Source organism: Streptomyces sp. DT2A-34 (assembly GCF_030499515.1).
GTDB lineage: Bacteria > Actinomycetota > Actinomycetes > Streptomycetales > Streptomycetaceae > Streptomyces.
The window spans coordinates 4,440,429-4,457,081 of sequence record NZ_JASTWJ010000001.1 but is presented as its reverse complement, the minus strand read 5'-3'; the positions used below and the strand labels follow the sequence as shown (position 1 = coordinate 4,457,081).

The following is a 16,653-nucleotide window of genomic DNA, read 5'->3' as shown; positions in this document are numbered from 1 at the left end:
AGGCTGAAAGCATGACGCGAGCCGAGCAGCCAACGGCCCCCCACCCCGCCTCCGACGACGCCCTTGCCGCGGACTCCCGCGAGCGTGCCGTGCGCGCCCTGCTGCGCCGACCGCAGCTCAAGCGCTTGTGGAGCGCGCAGTTGGTGGGCGGTGTCGGCGACATGCTCGCCCTCCTTGTGCTGGTCCTGCTGGCCCTTCAGGCGGCGATCGCGGAGGGGTCGTTCGGCGGGGGGTACCGGGGCGTGGCGTTCGCAGTGGCGACCGTCTTCGGCGTGCGCATCCTGGCGACGCTGCTCTTCGGCGCCGTACTCCTGGGCCCCTTGTCGTCGCTGACCTCCCAGGAGGGCCCGCTCGACCGGCGCTGGACCATGGTCGGCGCGGACGGCCTGCGGGTCGCCCTGCTGATCGTCGCGCCCCTGTGGATCGACTGGACGCCGGACAACGCGCTGGCCGTCCTGCTGGTCACCGCCTTCGTCACCGGCATCGCCGAGCGTTTCTGGACGGTGTGCCGGGAGAGCGCGGCGCCCGCGCTGCTGCCGCCCCCGCCGCCGGAGGGCGCGACGGTACGACCGCTGCCGGACCACATGGACGCCCTGCGCCGCCTGTCGCTGCGTACGGGCTTCGTGGCGATCCCCCTGGCCGCCGCCGCGCTTGTCGTCGCCGCTCTGCTCAACAACCTGCTCGGCGCCGGACTCGACTGGTTCGACCAGCACCAGGCGGCCCTCGCGTCGTATGTCGCGGCCGGTCTGTTCGCCGCGTCCCTGTCCGTGCTGACCTTCCTGGAGCTGCCCGGCACGCGCACCCCGCGCGCGCGGTCGCCGCTGGAGGGCCTGCGCCGCCCCAAGGCGGGCTCGGGCGTCGACAAGGGCCGTACCGGCGCCATCCCGCTGCTGGTGACGGCCTGCGCGGCGGTCGCCGGGGCGGTGTCCGCCGCGGTCGCCGTGGCCGTGCTGCACGCCAAGGACCTGGGCGGCGGACCGGTGACGTACGGCCTGCTGGTGCTCGCGCTGAGCGGCGGTGCGGTCGTCGGCATCCGTACGGCGCCCTCCGTGGTGCCCGCCCTGTCGCGGCGCCGGCTGCTGGCGCTGGCCATCGCCTTCACCGGTATCGCGCTGCTGGCCGCGGGACTCGTCCCGGACGTCACCACCGTGCTGCTGATCGTCGCGCTGGCCGGGATCGGCGCGGGCGTGGCCGCAAACACCGGGCACACCCTGCTCGACCAGGAGGCCGAGGAATTCCGGCGCCCGCGCACGACGGAGCACCTCCACGCGGTGGTACGCGTGTGCGTGGCGCTCGGGGCGGTGATCGCGCCGCTGGTGGCCGCGCTCATCGGGCCGCACCGGCTGGAGAGCGGCAAGTTCACCTTCGCGCACGGCGGCGCGGCGTTCACGCTGATGCTGGTCGGCGCGCTGCTGCTGCCGGTGGCCGTGCTGGTGCTGGCCAAGGTCGACGACCGTTCCGGTGTGCCGCTGCGACAGGACCTGCGGGACGCGCTGCTCGGCGGGGACGACCCGGAGCAGGTGCCCGCGACGTCCGGCTTCTTCATCGCCCTGGAGGGCGGCGACGGCGCCGGGAAGTCCACCCAGGCCGAAGCGCTCGCCGAGTGGATCCGGGGCAAGGGCCACGAGGTCGTCGTCACGCGCGAGCCGGGGGCGACGCCGGTCGGCAAGCGGCTGCGGTCGATCCTGCTGGACGTGTCGAGCGCGGGGCTGTCGCACCGGGCGGAGGCGCTGCTGTACGCGGCGGACCGCGCCGAGCACGTCGACACCGTGGTCCGGCCCGCCCTGGAGCGCGGCGCGGTCGTGATCTCGGACCGGTACGTCGACTCCTCGGTCGCCTACCAGGGGGCGGGCCGAGACCTGTCCCCGACGGAGATCGCCCGCATCAACCGCTGGGCGACGAACGGCCTCGCGCCGCATCTGACCGTGCTGCTGGACGTCTCGCCGGAGATCGCCCGCGAGCGGTTCACGGAGGCGCCGGACCGGCTGGAGTCGGAGCCGGCGGAGTTCCACGCGCGCGTGCGCTCCGGGTTCCTGACGCTGGCCGCGGCCGACCCCGGGCGCTACCTGGTGGTGGACGCCGGCCAGGAGCCGGAAGCCGTGACGACCGTCGTCCGGCACCGGCTCGACCAGATGCTGCCGCTGTCCGAGGCCGAGATCCAGGCCCAGGAGGAGGCTCGGCGCAAGGCCGAGGAGGAGGCCCGCCGCAAGGCCGAGGAAGAGGCTGCCCGCAAGGCCGAGGAGGAGCGCCTGGAGCGCGAGCGCCAGGAGCAGCTCGCCCGGCTGCGTGCCGAGGAGGAGGAGCGCAAGCGGCGCGAGCTGGAGGAGGCGCAGCGGCGCGAGGCCGAACGGCAGGCGGAGGAGGCCCGGCAGCGGGCTGAGGAAGCGCGTCGGCGTGCCGAGGAGGAGCGGCAGCGGCTCCTCGCGGAGGAGAAGGCACGCGCCGAGGAGGAAGCGCGCCGCAAGGCCGACGAGGAACGGCGCCGCAAGCAGGCGGAGGAAGAGGCCCGGCTGCGCGCGGAGGCGGAGGCGCTCCGCCTGGAGAAGCAGCGCAAGGCGGAGGAGGCTCTGCTGCGGGCCGAGGAGGCACGGCGACTGGCGGAGCAGGCGGCGGCCGCGGCTGAGGCGGGTCCGAGGCCGGCGGGGCCCGGGGCCGGGGCTGCCTTCAGGGACGCGACGACGGTTCCTACGCCGGTGGTGACGCCGGGGAAGGCGCCGGGCGGGGCGTCGGACGAGACGACTGTGTTGCGGCCGGTGCGGGGTGAGGAGCGGGGCGGTGATCGTCCTTCGGATGACCGTCCTGGCGGTGGCCGTCCTTCCGGTGACCGTCCTGGCGGTGGCCGTGCTTCCGGTGAGTCCGACTCCGAGGTGACGGCGAAGCTGCCGCAGCCGCCGGTGCCTTCGGGGGCCGCGGACGAGACGGCTGTTCTTCCGCCGGTGACGCCTGGTGCGGCGGACGAGACCGCTGTGCTCCCGCCGGTGACGCCTGGTGCGGCCGATGAGACGGCTGTGCTTCCGCCGGTGGTGCCGGGGGCCGCGGACGAGACGGCTGTGCTGCCTCCCGTGTCGGGGGCGGGGGCGGAGTCTGCGGATCGGGTCCCGCCGGGGTACTTCCGGGACGACGAACGTACGCGCGAGATGCCTCAGGTCGACGAGTCGGGGGCGCCTCGGCGCAGGGCGCGGTCCGACTGGGCCGAGGAGACGCCGCTGGATGATCTGCCCACGCTGGCGGATGAGCTGTTGGGACCGCGTGAGGACGAGTACGACGAGGACGGGGGCCGCGGGCGGCGACGCTGACGTCGTCGGCGGTGAGGCTGGGCGGCACCGAGGTCGGTTGGTCCGCCGGGCCGGGTCGCTGCTCGGCGTGGGGCTGGGGCGCTCGTCGGCGTCGGCCGGGTGCCGGTTCTGCCCGCCCCGGCACCCGTTGTCAGTGCCGGCCCGCACAATGGATCCCGCACCGCGAAATGTGAGCGAAGGGCGGCGGGACCCATGAGCGTGTGGGACGACCTGGTGGGGCAGGAGAGGGTGAGTGAGCAGCTGGGTGCTGCCGCTCGGGACGCCGATGCCCTCGTCACCGCCGCCGCTGCCGACGCGCCACCCCCCGAGGCCTCCAAGATGACGCATGCCTGGTTGTTCACGGGGCCGCCCGGGGCGGGGCGGAATCAGGCGGCGCGGGCGTTCGCCGCCGCTCTGCAGTGCGTCAGTCCTGATCGGGCGCTCGGCGGCGCTCCCGGATGCGGGTTCTGCGACGGGTGTCATACGGCGCTCGTGGGCACGCACGCCGACGTCAGCACCGTCGCCGCCGTCGGCACCCAGATCCTCGCCGACGACATGCGGGACACCGTCCGCAAGTCGTTCACCTCACCGGCGAACGGCCGCTGGCAGGTCATCCTCGTCGAGGACGCCGAGCGGCTGAACGAGAAGTCGGCCAATGCCGTCCTGAAGGCCGTTGAGGAGCCGGCCCCCCGTACGGTCTGGCTGCTCTGCGCCCCCTCCATCGAGGACGTCCTGCCCACCATCCGCTCCCGCTGCCGCCACCTGAACCTGAGCACGCCCTCGGTCGACGCCGTCGCCGACATGCTCGTACGGCGGGAGGGCATCGAACCCGAGGTCGCCGCCGCCGCGGCCCGCGCCACGCAGGGGCACGTCGACCGGGCCCGCCGCCTGGCCACCGACCCGGCCGCCCGTGAGCGCCGGGCCGCCGTGCTCAAGCTGCCCCTCCGGCTCGGCGATGTCGGCGGTTGCCTCAAGGCCGCCCAGGAGCTCGTCGACGCCGCCGCCGAGGACGCCAAGCAACTCGCCGAGGAGATGGACGGCAAGGAGACCGAGGAGCTGAAGGCGGCGCTGGGCGCGGTCCAGGGCGGCAGGATGCCGCGCGGCACGGCGGGCGTGATGAAGGAGTTGGAGGACAAGCAGAAGCGGCGCCGGACGCGGACGCAGCGCGACAGCCTCGACCTGGCGCTGACCGACCTCACCGCCTTCTACCGCGATGTCCTCGCCCTCCAGCTCGGCTCCCGCGTGGCCCTCGCCAACACCGATGCCGAGGACGCTCTGGAGCGCCTCGCCCGCGACAGCGCCCCGGAGTCCACGCTGCGCCGGATCGAGGCGATCGCCGCCTGCCGCGACGCCCTCGACCGCAATGTGGCACCGCTGCTCGCGGTGGAGGCGATGACCATGGCACTCAGAGCGGGCTGAAGCAGCCGCCGCCCGCGTCCACTCGTCCCGCCCCTCTCACCCGCGAGTGATCAACAGGAGGCCGACCATGTAACCCGTACGAGCCGTGGTGTGCACGCACGGCATTCGAGCCGCTGCACAGAGTTACGCTCGCCTGATGCACATCAGGCGCACTCCAGTCAGCACAGACCCGAGCCCGACCGGCCCCGGCCACGGCCCACGCACCCGCCGCCAGAACCCCCGGCGAGCCCACGCGGCCGGCACCCTCGTCGCCGTTGCCGCGCTGCTCGTCTCCGCCTGCTCCTCCGGGGGGTCGACACACTCGGGGAACCCGGCGGCCTCCGGGAAACCGGCGGCCGAGGCGGCGCTGGCCGCACTGCCGCGGTCGACGCCGGCCGCGCTCACGCCGTACTACCGGCAGAAGCTGACCTGGCGCAGCTGCGGGACGCCCGGCTTCCAGTGCGCCACGATGAAAGCGCCGCTGGACTACGCGGAGCCGGGCGCCGGCAACATCAAGCTCGCCGTGGCCCGCAAGAAGGCGACGGGGCCGGGCGGGCGGCTCGGGTCGCTGCTCGTGAACCCGGGCGGCCCGGGCGGCTCGGCGGTCGCCTACCTCCAGCAGTACGCGGGGATCGGCTACCCGGCCGACGTGCGCGCCCGGTACGACATGGTCGCGGTCGACCCGCGCGGAGTCGCCCGCAGCGAGCCCGTCGAATGCCTGGACGGCCGCCAGATGGACAGGTACACGCAGACGGACTTCACGCCCGACGACGCGAAGGAGGCCGACGAACTCGTCGCCACCTACAAGAGGTTCGCGGAAGGATGCGGAGCCGACGCGCCCGGCCTCCTGCGCCACGTTTCCACCGCCGAGGCGGCCCGGGACATGGACCTCCTGCGGGCGACGCTGGGCGACGAGAGGCTGACGTACGTGGGGGCGTCGTACGGCACCTTCCTCGGGGCGACGTACGCCGGGCTCTTCCCGGACCGGGTGGGCAGGCTGGTCCTGGACGGGGCGATGGACCCCTCTCTGCCGGCCCGCCGGCTGAACCTCGACCAGACGGCGGGGTTCGAGACGGCGTTCCAGGCGTTCGCGCGGGACTGCGTGCGGCATCGGGACTGCCCGCTGGGCAGGAAGGCCGGTGACGTCGGCAAGAACCTCAAGGCCTTCTTCAGGAAGCTCGACGCGCGGCCCATCCCGACCGGCGATCCGGACGGCCGCGTACTCGGCGAGTCCCTCGCCACCACCGGCGTGATCGCGGCGATGTACGACGAGGGGGCCTGGGCGCAACTGCGGGACGCGCTGTCCTCGGCGATGCGGGAGAAGGACGGCGCGGGTCTCCTCGCCCTGTCCGACAGCTACTACGAGCGCGACGCCGACGGCCGCTACACGAACCTGATGTTCGCCAACGCGGCCGTGAACTGTCTGGACCTCCCGGCGGCCTTCGCCACCCCCGACGACGTCCGCGAATCCCTCCCCGCCTTCGAAAAGGCATCCCCCGTCTTCGGTGAGGGTCTCGCCTGGGCCACCCTGAACTGCGCGTACTGGCCGGTGGCGCCCACCGGTGAGCCGCGCCGCATCGAGGCGAGGGGCGCGGCCCCCATCGTCGTGGTCGGCACCACGCGCGACCCGGCGACCCCGTACCGCTGGGCCCGCGCCCTCTCCGGCCAGCTCTCCTCGGCCCGGCTGCTCACCTATGACGGCGACGGTCACACGGCGTACGGGCGGGGCAGCAAGTGCATCGACAAGGCGATCAACGCGTATCTCCTCCGGGGGACGCCGCCCACCCGCGACAAGCGCTGCTCGTAGGCTCTCAGCCGGCCCTGTTCCGGCCTTGTTCCGGCCCGCTTCCGGCCTTGTTCCGGCCCGCTTCCTGCCCTGGTCCGGCGCGCTTCCGGCCCTGTTCCGGCGCCGGAAGCCCTCGCTCCGGGGACGGGAGGGGCCTGGGACAGGGCCGGAGCAGGGGCTGGACGGGGGTGGTACGGAGCACCCTCGGAAACTGTGTAGACTTACCGACGTTGCTGATCGCACCATAGTGCGGACGGCGCGCCGCCTTAGCTCAGATGGCCAGAGCAACGCACTCGTAATGCGTAGGTCTCGGGTTCGAATCCCGAAGGCGGCTCTTGTGAAAGTCCGGGTCAGACGCCGCTGACCTGGGCTTTCTCTTGTTCTGGGGCACTGCGTCGGCCTCAGATGTTCCGTCGGTCCGTGCCGCGAAATCCAAGGGGTGCGCGAGGGGAGCGCATCAGTGCAGAGCGTGTGCACGGGGGTGCGCGAGGGGAGGGGCGGCTGCGCCGTCGGAGGGTCCGACGAGGTTTCCTGGCGAGCAAGCCGGTTTTGTGGAAACGCTCCAACTCGCGCTTCTAGGCTGGGACCGTGGCTGATCCATTGGGCATTCTCCCGTTCAAGACTCTGGTGGCACAGGCGGGCGCAGTGCTGCTGACTTATGGCGTCGAGGTCGAGGCGACATCGGTACGGGGTGTTGCGGCGCACCTCGTCGAGGTCATGGCTCAGCGGATCGGCATGGACCAGGAAGAAGCCGTGCATCTGGTGACCCCAGAAGCAGTCGCGGAGATCATCATGAAGGCGGCGAGGGAAGAGGACCAGGGCGTCTCCAGCCCGCACGCCAAGCGGCCGGTCCGCATCGACGACCGCCCCGTCAGCGCTCCCGTCGAGTTGCTTGGTCACTTGGTCATGGCCGCCGCGCAAGCCGGCAAGTACGCCGGCCTCAACGACGACGGAGCAGCTGAGGCTCACCTCCTGGATCTTGCTACCGAGCTCGGTGCGGCCCTCGTGCAGAACCACGCCGATGGCGCGGCGGAGATCTCCGTGGGCGTGCTGGACGAACTGGCCGAGCTGGTGGACACCGTGGCTGACCAAGTCGAGACGGGTGGATGGAGCATCTGCCCGTGTGACGAGGACCATGGTCAGCACGTGGTGGATGTCGGCACGGTCCCGGTTATGCGCCGCCATGCCGCAATGGCCCGGGGGCTCCGCGAGCAGGCTGCTGGATAGCCGCCCCATCGGTGGGCTACGCGACAGGAATTGCTTTCAGCAGGATTGCCGCCTCGTTGAGGACCAGCAGTCCGGTGGATGTGTCGTACGGCTCGTAGACAGCGCCTGGAATCCGGGCGGGTGATCGCGTCAGCATGGCCGCCACGTGACAGGCATCGCTTCGCTCTCTTTCGGCCTTCCATGCAAGGTGCGGCAATGTCCGGTTCTGGCCGACGGTCGATTCGGCCCAGGCCGGCCTGATGCCGAGCTTGTACCAGAGCAGCATTGCGCGGGTCATCAGCGCACTGCGTAGGGGAGTGCACGGTTGGCCTCGCCAGTGCTCGGCGAGGGCTGCTTCTTCGAGGACGAGATCGGAGCGTCTCCAAAGAGCCGCTGTCACCTCTGGGTCGCTATGCCACCGCGTTTCGATCGTGAGCCATCGCCGGAAGTCGCGGCGCGTATCCCCCCTGGAAGCACGGGAGTCGATGAGGTCGAGACGGCCGCCCGTGGGGATGTGCACCAAGCGCAGTCGGCGCTTGTTCAGGCCTTCCAGCCGGAGCCCCGGAATCCCGGCGACCTTCCCACCGTGGAGCAGCGGCATCAATCGTGAAGCGACGCGGCACGCAGTGCTCGTGTGGATGTCCAGCTGGGCGGGACGCGAGATGATCGCATTCGCGTAGAGGGATACGTCCGACAGGAGGACCCTGCGAGGGACTCGATGGGATGTCGCGCCTCATGGGTGCTCATCAGACACGTGGCCAGCATGGCTTGGAAGACCTGCTGCGCCGGCCCGGCGCTGTCCAAGACGGGACGGCCGGCGGCATCCCGTTCGATTGCCCGCTGGTGCACGTAGAGGTGGTCCCGAAGGGCCTGACGTAGGGCACGGTCGTTTTTGTGCGGTGACACGGGAACCCCGTTCCGCGGCCGATTACCCGGGATGAACTCGACCGCTGGGCACAGGGCTGTGCAGGACACGGCGACTGAAGCGCATAAGCGCGGGACTGGGCATCACACCCTGGAGGCCTACCTGCAAGTCTGCCCGGGCAGACCGCCAGCCTATGGGCTGTCCCAGCCCTCGGAGAGGACTCTAACCGGGCTCAGGCCACAGAGGGGGTCTGCCGCGCGCAAGACGACCCTTTCGGGCTACGGCTCATCGGTCGTCGTCAGCGGGGCGGTGTCCATGCTCAGCTGACGATTCGCCTTCGGTGGTGGTGCTGTGGCATCACCCGGCGCAGCCATGCCGGATTGGCACCCGCACGCTTCAGGTCCCGGTAGGTGTCGTAGGCGTTGCACCACGTGCCCATCGCTCGGAAACGTACCTGGAGCACACCGGGCCGGCTTGTGGGGCTGCTGAGCTCGACCGTGCACTGTCGGTCGTAGTGAGGGTCCGCCCACTGCACATCGCACTGGCAGTGCAGTTTGTCAACGGCTAGGTTCATGCCCCATTTCGGGTCCGTCAAGTGATTGATGAACGCGTTGTGGGGAGGCTTGACTCCCGGATCGTGCTTGAGCTCGATCCGCCACTGGTCCCACGTCACCCAGTAGCGCGTGCAGTACGCGGCGCTCACCTCGTGGAGCAGTGCGCTCCGGCGTAGCAGCCCGCTCGGTAGCCAGGATGCTTCCTCAACGGCCCGGGCCATCTCCGCGTGGTCCTGGTGGAACGCCCTTTCCGCCGGAGTCATCTTCGGTTCGCTCCAACACGGCCGATACCGCGCTGCTTCCAGCTGTGCTCGGTGATCGGCAAGCAGGTCAGCCCAGTTGGTGCTGGCGTCGCATGTGAGGAACACGCTTGCCTTGGTCCCGGCGAGCGAGACTCGTAGCCCCTTTCGGCTGGCTCGTGTGATCCGGATTCCGGGTACGCCGATGACTCGGACGTCGTCCTCGCTCTGCTCCGACTTGGGAAGTTCGGCTGGCAGCAACCCGTCCAGCGCGTGTGCCACCAGCGGGTAACCGCGCCGGGTTGAAGACGCGTCGAGCGAGACGACCAGGCTGTCGTGTTGCGGAAAGACGGACCTGATCCCGATGGGGTGCGCGAAGTAGTCGACATCGCCACGCAGGTGTTCGAAGATCAGGGCTTCGAGGAGGCGTTGAGGTCCAGTGGCCGCTGGGATGCGAGGGACTTTGCCTGCCCGATCCTTCAGTAGCTGCTTGGCCTGGGCGTGCGTGAGTCCTGTGTAGCGGCGTAGACGCTTGGCGTTGCGGTCGCTGTATCCATGCGGCACATCTGTCCCTCTCGCGCGCTGCCGACCCAGCACGGCAGGTACGAGAGCGGACTGCTTCGACTTGGTGCTGTGGGTACTGCGACGGGTGGAGCAGACCTCGACTTCTTTCTCCTGGGACGACACCGCGGTCGGGCGGTGTCAGGAAGGGGCCTCCCGTAAGGCCGTCTCCTATGGTGCCGTCACGGTCAGTCAATGTCATGCGATACGCCGGTGCACTCACCCGTGCGCAGTAGTGTCTGTCGACTTCGATCATGGAAGGAGCCCCCTGTTCCCGGAACGGGAGGCGACCATGGAGTACGCGGCGGGCTGGGGTGTCCAAGCGTCCAAGATCTCTCTACGGTTGGTGTCCGACTGCCTTGAGGGACTGGATAGGCGAAGGGGGCTGTGTGGAAGCCGAGTTGGCGGCTCTTGCTGCGTCGGGGGCGACGGCGTTGGCCGGGTTGATGGTTTCGGATGCGTATGAGCGGGCGAAGAGCGGGCTGACCCGGCTGTTTGGGCGACGTGCTTCGGACGAGGTCGCCGAGGAGGAACTGCAAGCCGTGCACGAGGAGTTGGGGCGGGCCGGGACAGTGGGTGACGCAGAGGCGCAGGCGGTTGTCCAAGCGCGCCTGCGGCAGCGGCTGGAATGCCTGTTCCAGGAGGATCCGGGCGCAGCTGAGGAACTGGCGCGGCTGTTGTCCGAGCTGGCGCCGGACGAGTCGCGCACTTTCGTCAATTTGGTCAGCGGCGGGGTGTACCACGGCCCGGTCTTCCAGGGCTCACCCATCCACGGCGGCATCCACTACCACGTCCCCCCGGCGCCCTCGGCTGCAGTGGGCGGGTACACCAGGCCGGATCAAGTGCCGGTCGCGCGCGAACCGTTCAGTAATCGGACGGCCGAACTCGGGAATCTGGAGGCGAGGCTCGGCGCGCTGGCGGGCGGCTCCGGATCCGTGGGCGTCGATGTGCTGTTCGGACCTCCGGGGGTCGGTAAGTCGGCCATGGCGTGGCGGTGCGCGGAGAGGGTCAAGGGGCGTTTCCCGGACGGGCAGTTGTACGTGGATTTTGCGGCCCTGCGTAATGAGGCCACGGCGCTGACCGGTCCTGGCGGGGATGTCTCCGAAGCCTTGGCCATGTGCCTGAGGTCGCTGCCGGGAGCCGAGCTCGGCATTCCGGACTCGCTCCCCGACCGGACCAATCTGTTCCGGTCGCGCACGGCCGAGCTGCGCATCCTTCTCGTCCTCGACGACGTGAACCAGCCTGCACAGGTTCGCGCGTTGATTCCCAAGGGGGCGGGTAGCGCCGTACTCGCCACAAGTCACACCAGGATCAGTGAACTGGCGGTCCAGGGCGGCCGTGCCCGGTTCGTCCGCGTCAAGCCGCTGGATATACATGGCGGGCTGGAACTGCTGAAGGACCACTGCGGGCCTGAGGCGGTCGAGGCCGAGCCGGAGGCCGCGCGGCGGCTAGTGGAGCTGTGTGACGGGCTGCCCGTGGCCTTGCTGGTGGTGGCGGCGCGGCTGGACGAGGAGAGTCTCAGCATGGCGGAACTGGCCGCCGAACTCGACGACGAGGCCGGCCGACTGGCTGGGCTCGCGCTGGACGGGGAGGAGTCCTCGGTGTCCGCAGTTCTGGGTCCCTCCTACCGGCTGCTGCCGCCCGACGCAGCCCGGTTCTACCGGCTGCTCGGATGGCTGCCGTTCGGTCTCTTCGACGCCGGCGTGGCCGCGGTCACTGTCGGTGTCGACCCGGGGAGCGCGAAGCGTCTGCTGGGCGTGCTGGCGAAGGCCAGCCTGGTGGAGAAGATGCGCGACGACCGGTACCGCATGCACGATCTGGTTCGTCTGCATGCCCGCGAGTGCGCGGCCGAGGAGGAGCCGCAGACCGAGCAGGTGGCACTGACAGAGCGCGTAGGCACGCACTATCTCGTGCTGAGCGCGTTCGCCGACCGGGCGCTGAGGAAGGAGCGGCTGCGGATCGCCGAGCTCGACGACCTGCTGGGGAACGCCCGCGACCCCTTCGCCGCAGTCGGCGGTCCAGCGCCGCTGGAGTGGCTGAACACCGAGCGCTCCTCCATTCTCGCGGTACTGCGTGAGGCTGTCGGACACGGGCTGTACACCCTGGCCTGGCGGCTGGCCGAGACGTTCTCGGTGCTGTTCCTCTACCACCGCTACCTCAGGGCATGGACGGAAACACTGGACCTGGGCATCGAGGCGGCCGAGGCAGCGATCGCCGCGGCAGACATGGCAGGGGAGACCGACGAGGAGGCCACGGCGGGCTGTGCCCGGCTGCGCAGCCTACTGTCACGTCCACTGCTGGACCTCGGGGAGAACGACCGCGCGGGAGAGCAACTGGAGCGGGCCGTCGACCTGGCGGCGGCGACCGATCGCCTCGCCTTGCAGGCCTCCGTCCAGGAATTCCTCGGCCGGTACCTGGACGTCGTCGCACCGACCGAAGCGGCCGGGGCGTACCGGCGCTCCCTCCGACTCAACGAACAGGCCGGGGAAACCCGCGGTGTCGCCCTCGCCACCTTCTTCCTCGGATGCGCGCTGGATGCCCAGGGAGATCACGCGGAGGCCATGGACCTGCTGCGCCGGGCACAGCGGGAACTGGAGAACCGTAGGGAGCCCGACCGGCGGATGGCGGCACGAGTGAAGGCCGCCATTGGCGTCGCACACGGTCGTCTCGGCGACACCGGGCAGGCGATCCACGACCTACGGGAGGCGATCGGGGAACTGGCCGAGGTGGCGGACGGGATGCAGTACGAGGCCCAGGCCTGGGTACAGCTCGCCGACGTGGCCAAGGGGGCTGGTGGTCACGAGGAGTTGGTGCGCGAGTGCATGGGCCGGGCCGCCGACATCTACGAGGCGCTAGGCAACCAGCGCGAGGTGGAGGAGCTGCGGCGACGGCTGGACGATCTCGACCGCTGAGTCCGGTTCCCGGTGAGGTGAGCAGGGGCTATCCGCTCGGCGGCGCGGGACGAAGGCGCAGTACGACGTCCTCGTCCCGCAGGTCACCGATCCGCAGTGCCACTTGGGCACCGTCCAACGGAAGTCCCGCGCGCAGGCAGGCGTAGACGATCGCGGCCAGCAGGCCCGGATCCGGCGCCGGACCGGTCACCGCCGCCTCCACGACCGGGCCGTCCCGAAGGCCGACCAGGCAGGTGCCCCCGCGCACCGCCGACGCCGCGAGCAGGCTTCCGGGCAACTGGGCGAGGGCGTCCTCGATCCAGCACAGTGCTCCGACCGACGTGGGCGTGGGCTGGCGTCGGACGAGAACCGAGGCGCTCTCGGTTAGCCGACGGTCGCGTTCGTCGTCTACGCAGGCCAGGTGCGTGAACAGGGCGGCGGACTCCGGGCTGGTCTTGCCGTACGAGGTGACGGTTGCCGGAAAGCGGTGCACGGTGACGCTCGGCGCCACGCTGTTCCCGGTGACGGTGGTGGTTACCTGCCACGAGGTGACCGGCGAGGCGGGCGGATCCGGAACCGGCAGAATCAGGGGACCGGGCGGGCGGGAGGACGGCTCAGGGAGCTTGAGTAGGCGGTAGAGGGCGGTGCGGAGCCTGGCCAGGGCATGCCCGGGTTCGGCGAAGGCCTGCGCGGCGACGGCGGCGTACCGCTCGGGCATGTGCCCGCGTATGACGTCCTCCACCTGCTGGCGCAGGTTTCCGCGCGGTTCGAGCCGGGGCGCGATGGCCGCCAGTTCGTGGACGGCGGTCCCGGGCACCGCGTCGCTGCCGTATGCCGCGAGCAGCAGAGGGGTGCCGGCCGCCGCGCCGTACAGCGTCACGGAGCCGTGATCGCCCACGACGAGGTCGGCGGCGACGAGCGCGGGCCGCCAGGCGTGGACGGTCGGCATCAGCAGCAGACCCGCGTCCAGGGCCGCGGCCTGCAGGGTGCGGATCTGCCAGGCCCCGTGGGCCGACCACACATTGGGGTGGACGATCGCGCCGACCCGGTACTCGTCACAGGGCAGTTGGGCGATCAGACGCGGGAGAAGATCCGGGAGACTCCCCAGGAGTGAGGTGCGGCCCCAGGTCGAACTGACCACAACCAGACGCTGATGCTCCGCGACGCCCAACGCCTCTCGGTACGCCCCCCTGCGCGACCGGCTGCCCACCAACTCGTCGAAACATGGATCACCGACCAGCAGCGTGCGACCGGCCGCCTTGGGATGGGTGGCGAGCAACTGCTCCTCCTGCGCCGGATGCGAGACCGCAAGCCAGGCACGTCCCGACTCCAGCAGGGAATCCGGCACAACTCCGGAAAGCCGCTCGTGGTGACTCCGGGAATCCGGCACGAACTTCTGGAAGCCGACGCCGTGCGGCAGCACCAGCACCGGGCAGTCGCCCTCCGGCACGTCGATGTTCTCGCTGGCGGACAGGATTAGGTCGGGGGCGATCTGCCCCAGCTGCTCCCAGGGAGCGACCCGACAGCCGGCGGAGTGGAGGAGGCCGAGGACGCCGTCGTTGAAAGCGGAAGTGGGGTCGTAGGCGAAGACGACGGTCACGCGGGCGTCGTCGCGCAGGAGCGACGGCAGTGTTTCGAGGGCGCGTACGGTCGAGGTGACCGTGCGGGCGGCGACGACAAGAGTGCGTTCACCGTGGAAGGTGCTCCACCGATGGGCGTCTTGTCCCACGGGAACGCGAAGCGGCTGGCTACCGAACAAGCCGACCGCCTCTAACAAACCCACGCCTCCAGTCGGTCAGCGGCTCGCGGCTCGCGGCTCGCGGCTCGCGGCTCGCGGCTCGCGGCTCGCGGCTCGCGGCTCGCGGCTCGCGGCTCGCGGCTCGCGGCTCGCGGCTCGCGGCTCGCGGCTCGCGGCTCGCGGCTCGCGGCTCGCGGCTCGCGGCTATGGTGCCTTTATCGCATTTCAAGCCGGTTAGCAATCCTTTGGGTGACCTTGTGGTCAGTGGGGCAGTGTCTGAACTCGTACACGGTAACGAACCATGCCGACTGCAATGTAAGCCTCGGTCGCGTGATCGGCGGTTGGCGCTGAGGCACGAAACGCGGGTTCGTAGACGGGGCATGGACGATAGGTCCGCTGGAATGTCGACCACCTCGGCAGCATGGCGGAGGTGAGAGCGAAAGACCCCGGGCACAGGAACCGACGGTCCTGCGCCCGGGGCCAACGACAGGCGAACTGACTATGCCGTGAGTGCTTCACCTTGAGTAGCACCGCACGTGCACTTGCACGTACAGCGGGGCGACGCACCGACGGAGAGGGCGGGTCGGGTCGCTCGCTGTTCGATCACCGAGCGGATCGCTTGCGGCGCGCGTGGTACGAGCTTTACGACGGCCTCTGCCGCCGCTCGCGCGAGGTCATCGAGTACCGACTGATAGATGTCGCGCGTGATGCGGCTGTCGCTGTGACCCAGCGTGTCCGAGACGACCTTGATGTCGACGCCAGCGGCGAGCATGAGAGTCGCGGCGCCGTGACGCAGGTCGTGCAGGCGGATGGGCGGGAGTCCAGCTTCGGCGACGAGTCGCTCGAAGAGGTCGGAGATCTTGCCCGGGTGGAGGAGGGAGCCGTCCTCCTCGGTGAAGATGCGACCCGTGTCTTTCCAGGCGTCGCCCCACTTGCGCTTCTCCTCCTGTTGGAGAAGCTTGCGTCGCTCCAGTGCGTCCACCGTCTCCTCGTCGAGGGCGACGGACCGGATGCCGCTGTTGGTCTTCGGGAGGCCTTCGAGGACCTCCCAGCCGTCCTGGACGAGCTGGGTGGAGATTTCCAGGGAGCGCGTCCTCTTGGAGAAGTCCATCCAGCGAGGGCTGCATCCTTCGCCTCGACGCAGGCCGCGGAAGGCGATCAGACGCCACATGGCATCCAGACGGTCACCCTCGACGTGGTCCAGGAACTGGCCGGTCTGCTCCGGAGTCCAGACCATCACCGGACTGGGCTTCTCGCCGGTAGCCAGCCAGTGGGCCACCCGCTCCTCGGTCCAGACGAGAGCCTTGGGCTTGGTCCCGGGCTTCATCTCGACGTGCTCGGCCGCGTTGTAGTTCGGGATGATCCGCTGCGCGATGGCGGTGTTGAGTGCGGCGCGGAGCGTGGCCCTGATGTGGTGCTGGGTGTTGACGCTGGTCACCCGACGGAAGGGCGGCATCTGATCGATGGCGGCCTTGAGCCACTTACGGCGGGCGCGGTTCTCGGCGCCCTTCCAGGGGATGGCCTTGAGCTCGTCGAGAGCCGCCCGCCTCTGGGCGTTCTGTTCCTGGATCTCGATGTTCGCCTCGTTGATGGCGTCGAACATACGGTCCAGGTGCGGGACGTTGAGCTTGTCGAGCCGTACTTCCCCGACATGGGGCTTCAGGTGGACCCGGATGTCGCTCTCGTACCGCTTGTGGCCGCCCACGCGGAGGCGCTTCTTGCCGCCCAACCAGAGGTCGAGCCATTCAGACACCGACATCCTGGGGTTGAGGGCCTGCCCGGCGGCGAGCCGCCGACGCGTCTCGTCGTAGTCCGGCAGCGGCTCCTTGCTCTTGGAGCAGGTTTCCAGCATGTCGCTGATCGCGAGATGACCAGCCGGATCGTCCTCTTCGGGTATGGCGAGCAGCGCACGGACCTTGTTCAGTTCCTTGGTCGCGTCAGCCGAGGATTCGAAACCGCTGCGACGGAACTCCCGGCGGGTGCCATCGGACCGGTTGGTCAACTCGTGGCGTATCGCCCAGGTGCCGTGACGTCGGTTGGCGAGTTTGGGGCACGACTTGCCGTAGTTCTTGCCGGTTTCCGGGTTGCGGCACGAACAGCGGCGGGTGGTTGCGCCTCCGGAGGAGGTGGTGCTGGTCAC

At 70.3% G+C, this 16,653-nt stretch carries 9 protein-coding genes and 1 tRNA gene; 6 read left to right on the top strand and 4 right to left on the bottom strand.

The window, feature by feature from the left end; translation table 11 throughout:
• Nucleotides 1–11: 11 nt before the first annotated feature.
• The 5 genes from tmk (at nucleotide 12) to QQM39_RS19575 (ending at nucleotide 7,686) form a co-directional block, all read left to right on the top strand.
• On the top strand, nucleotides 12–3,296 hold the full coding sequence (tmk, locus tag QQM39_RS19595; RefSeq protein WP_301998333.1) for a dTMP kinase: 3,285 nt from the start codon (nucleotides 12–14) through the stop codon (nucleotides 3,294–3,296).
• Nucleotides 3,297–3,488: 192 nt separating this feature from the next.
• Entirely contained in the window at nucleotides 3,489–4,694 is a 1,206-nt protein-coding gene (locus QQM39_RS19590; protein WP_301998331.1) for a DNA polymerase III subunit delta', read from the top strand.
• 136 nt (nucleotides 4,695–4,830) lie between these two features.
• Nucleotides 4,831–6,480, top strand: coding sequence for an alpha/beta hydrolase (locus QQM39_RS19585; protein WP_301998329.1), 1,650 nt, complete (start codon nucleotides 4,831–4,833; stop codon nucleotides 6,478–6,480).
• Between the two features lie 239 nt (nucleotides 6,481–6,719).
• Nucleotides 6,720–6,793, top strand: a tRNA-Thr gene (locus QQM39_RS19580).
• Nucleotides 6,794–7,047: 254 nt separating this feature from the next.
• Nucleotides 7,048–7,686 carry a hypothetical protein gene (locus QQM39_RS19575; protein WP_301998327.1) on the top strand — a complete coding sequence of 213 codons (639 nt, stop codon included), beginning with the start codon at nucleotides 7,048–7,050 and terminating at the stop codon, nucleotides 7,684–7,686.
• A gap of 16 nt (nucleotides 7,687–7,702) precedes the next feature.
• Here QQM39_RS19575 and QQM39_RS19570 read toward each other — a convergent pair whose 3' ends face one another.
• Nucleotides 7,703–8,266: a hypothetical protein gene (locus QQM39_RS19570; protein ID WP_301998325.1), complete on the bottom strand. Its 564-nt coding sequence runs from the start codon at nucleotides 8,264–8,266 to the stop codon at nucleotides 7,703–7,705.
• 583 nt (nucleotides 8,267–8,849) lie between these two features.
• Nucleotides 8,850–9,887: a hypothetical protein gene (locus QQM39_RS19565; RefSeq protein ID WP_301998323.1), complete on the bottom strand. Its 1,038-nt coding sequence runs from the start codon at nucleotides 9,885–9,887 to the stop codon at nucleotides 8,850–8,852.
• 386 nt (nucleotides 9,888–10,273) lie between these two features.
• Between QQM39_RS19565 and QQM39_RS19560 the strand changes: the two genes are divergently transcribed.
• Nucleotides 10,274–12,796: a tetratricopeptide repeat protein gene (locus QQM39_RS19560; RefSeq protein WP_301998320.1), complete on the top strand. Its 2,523-nt coding sequence runs from the start codon at nucleotides 10,274–10,276 to the stop codon at nucleotides 12,794–12,796.
• A 28-nt stretch (nucleotides 12,797–12,824) separates the two neighbouring features.
• Here the strand turns inward: QQM39_RS19560 and QQM39_RS19555 are convergent, their stop codons facing one another.
• Nucleotides 12,825–14,504: a hypothetical protein gene (locus QQM39_RS19555; RefSeq protein WP_301998319.1), complete on the bottom strand. Its 1,680-nt coding sequence runs from the start codon at nucleotides 14,502–14,504 to the stop codon at nucleotides 12,825–12,827.
• Between the two features lie 508 nt (nucleotides 14,505–15,012).
• Nucleotides 15,013–16,653 carry a site-specific integrase gene (locus tag QQM39_RS19550; RefSeq protein ID WP_301998317.1) on the bottom strand — a complete coding sequence of 547 codons (1,641 nt, stop codon included), beginning with the start codon at nucleotides 16,651–16,653 and terminating at the stop codon, nucleotides 15,013–15,015.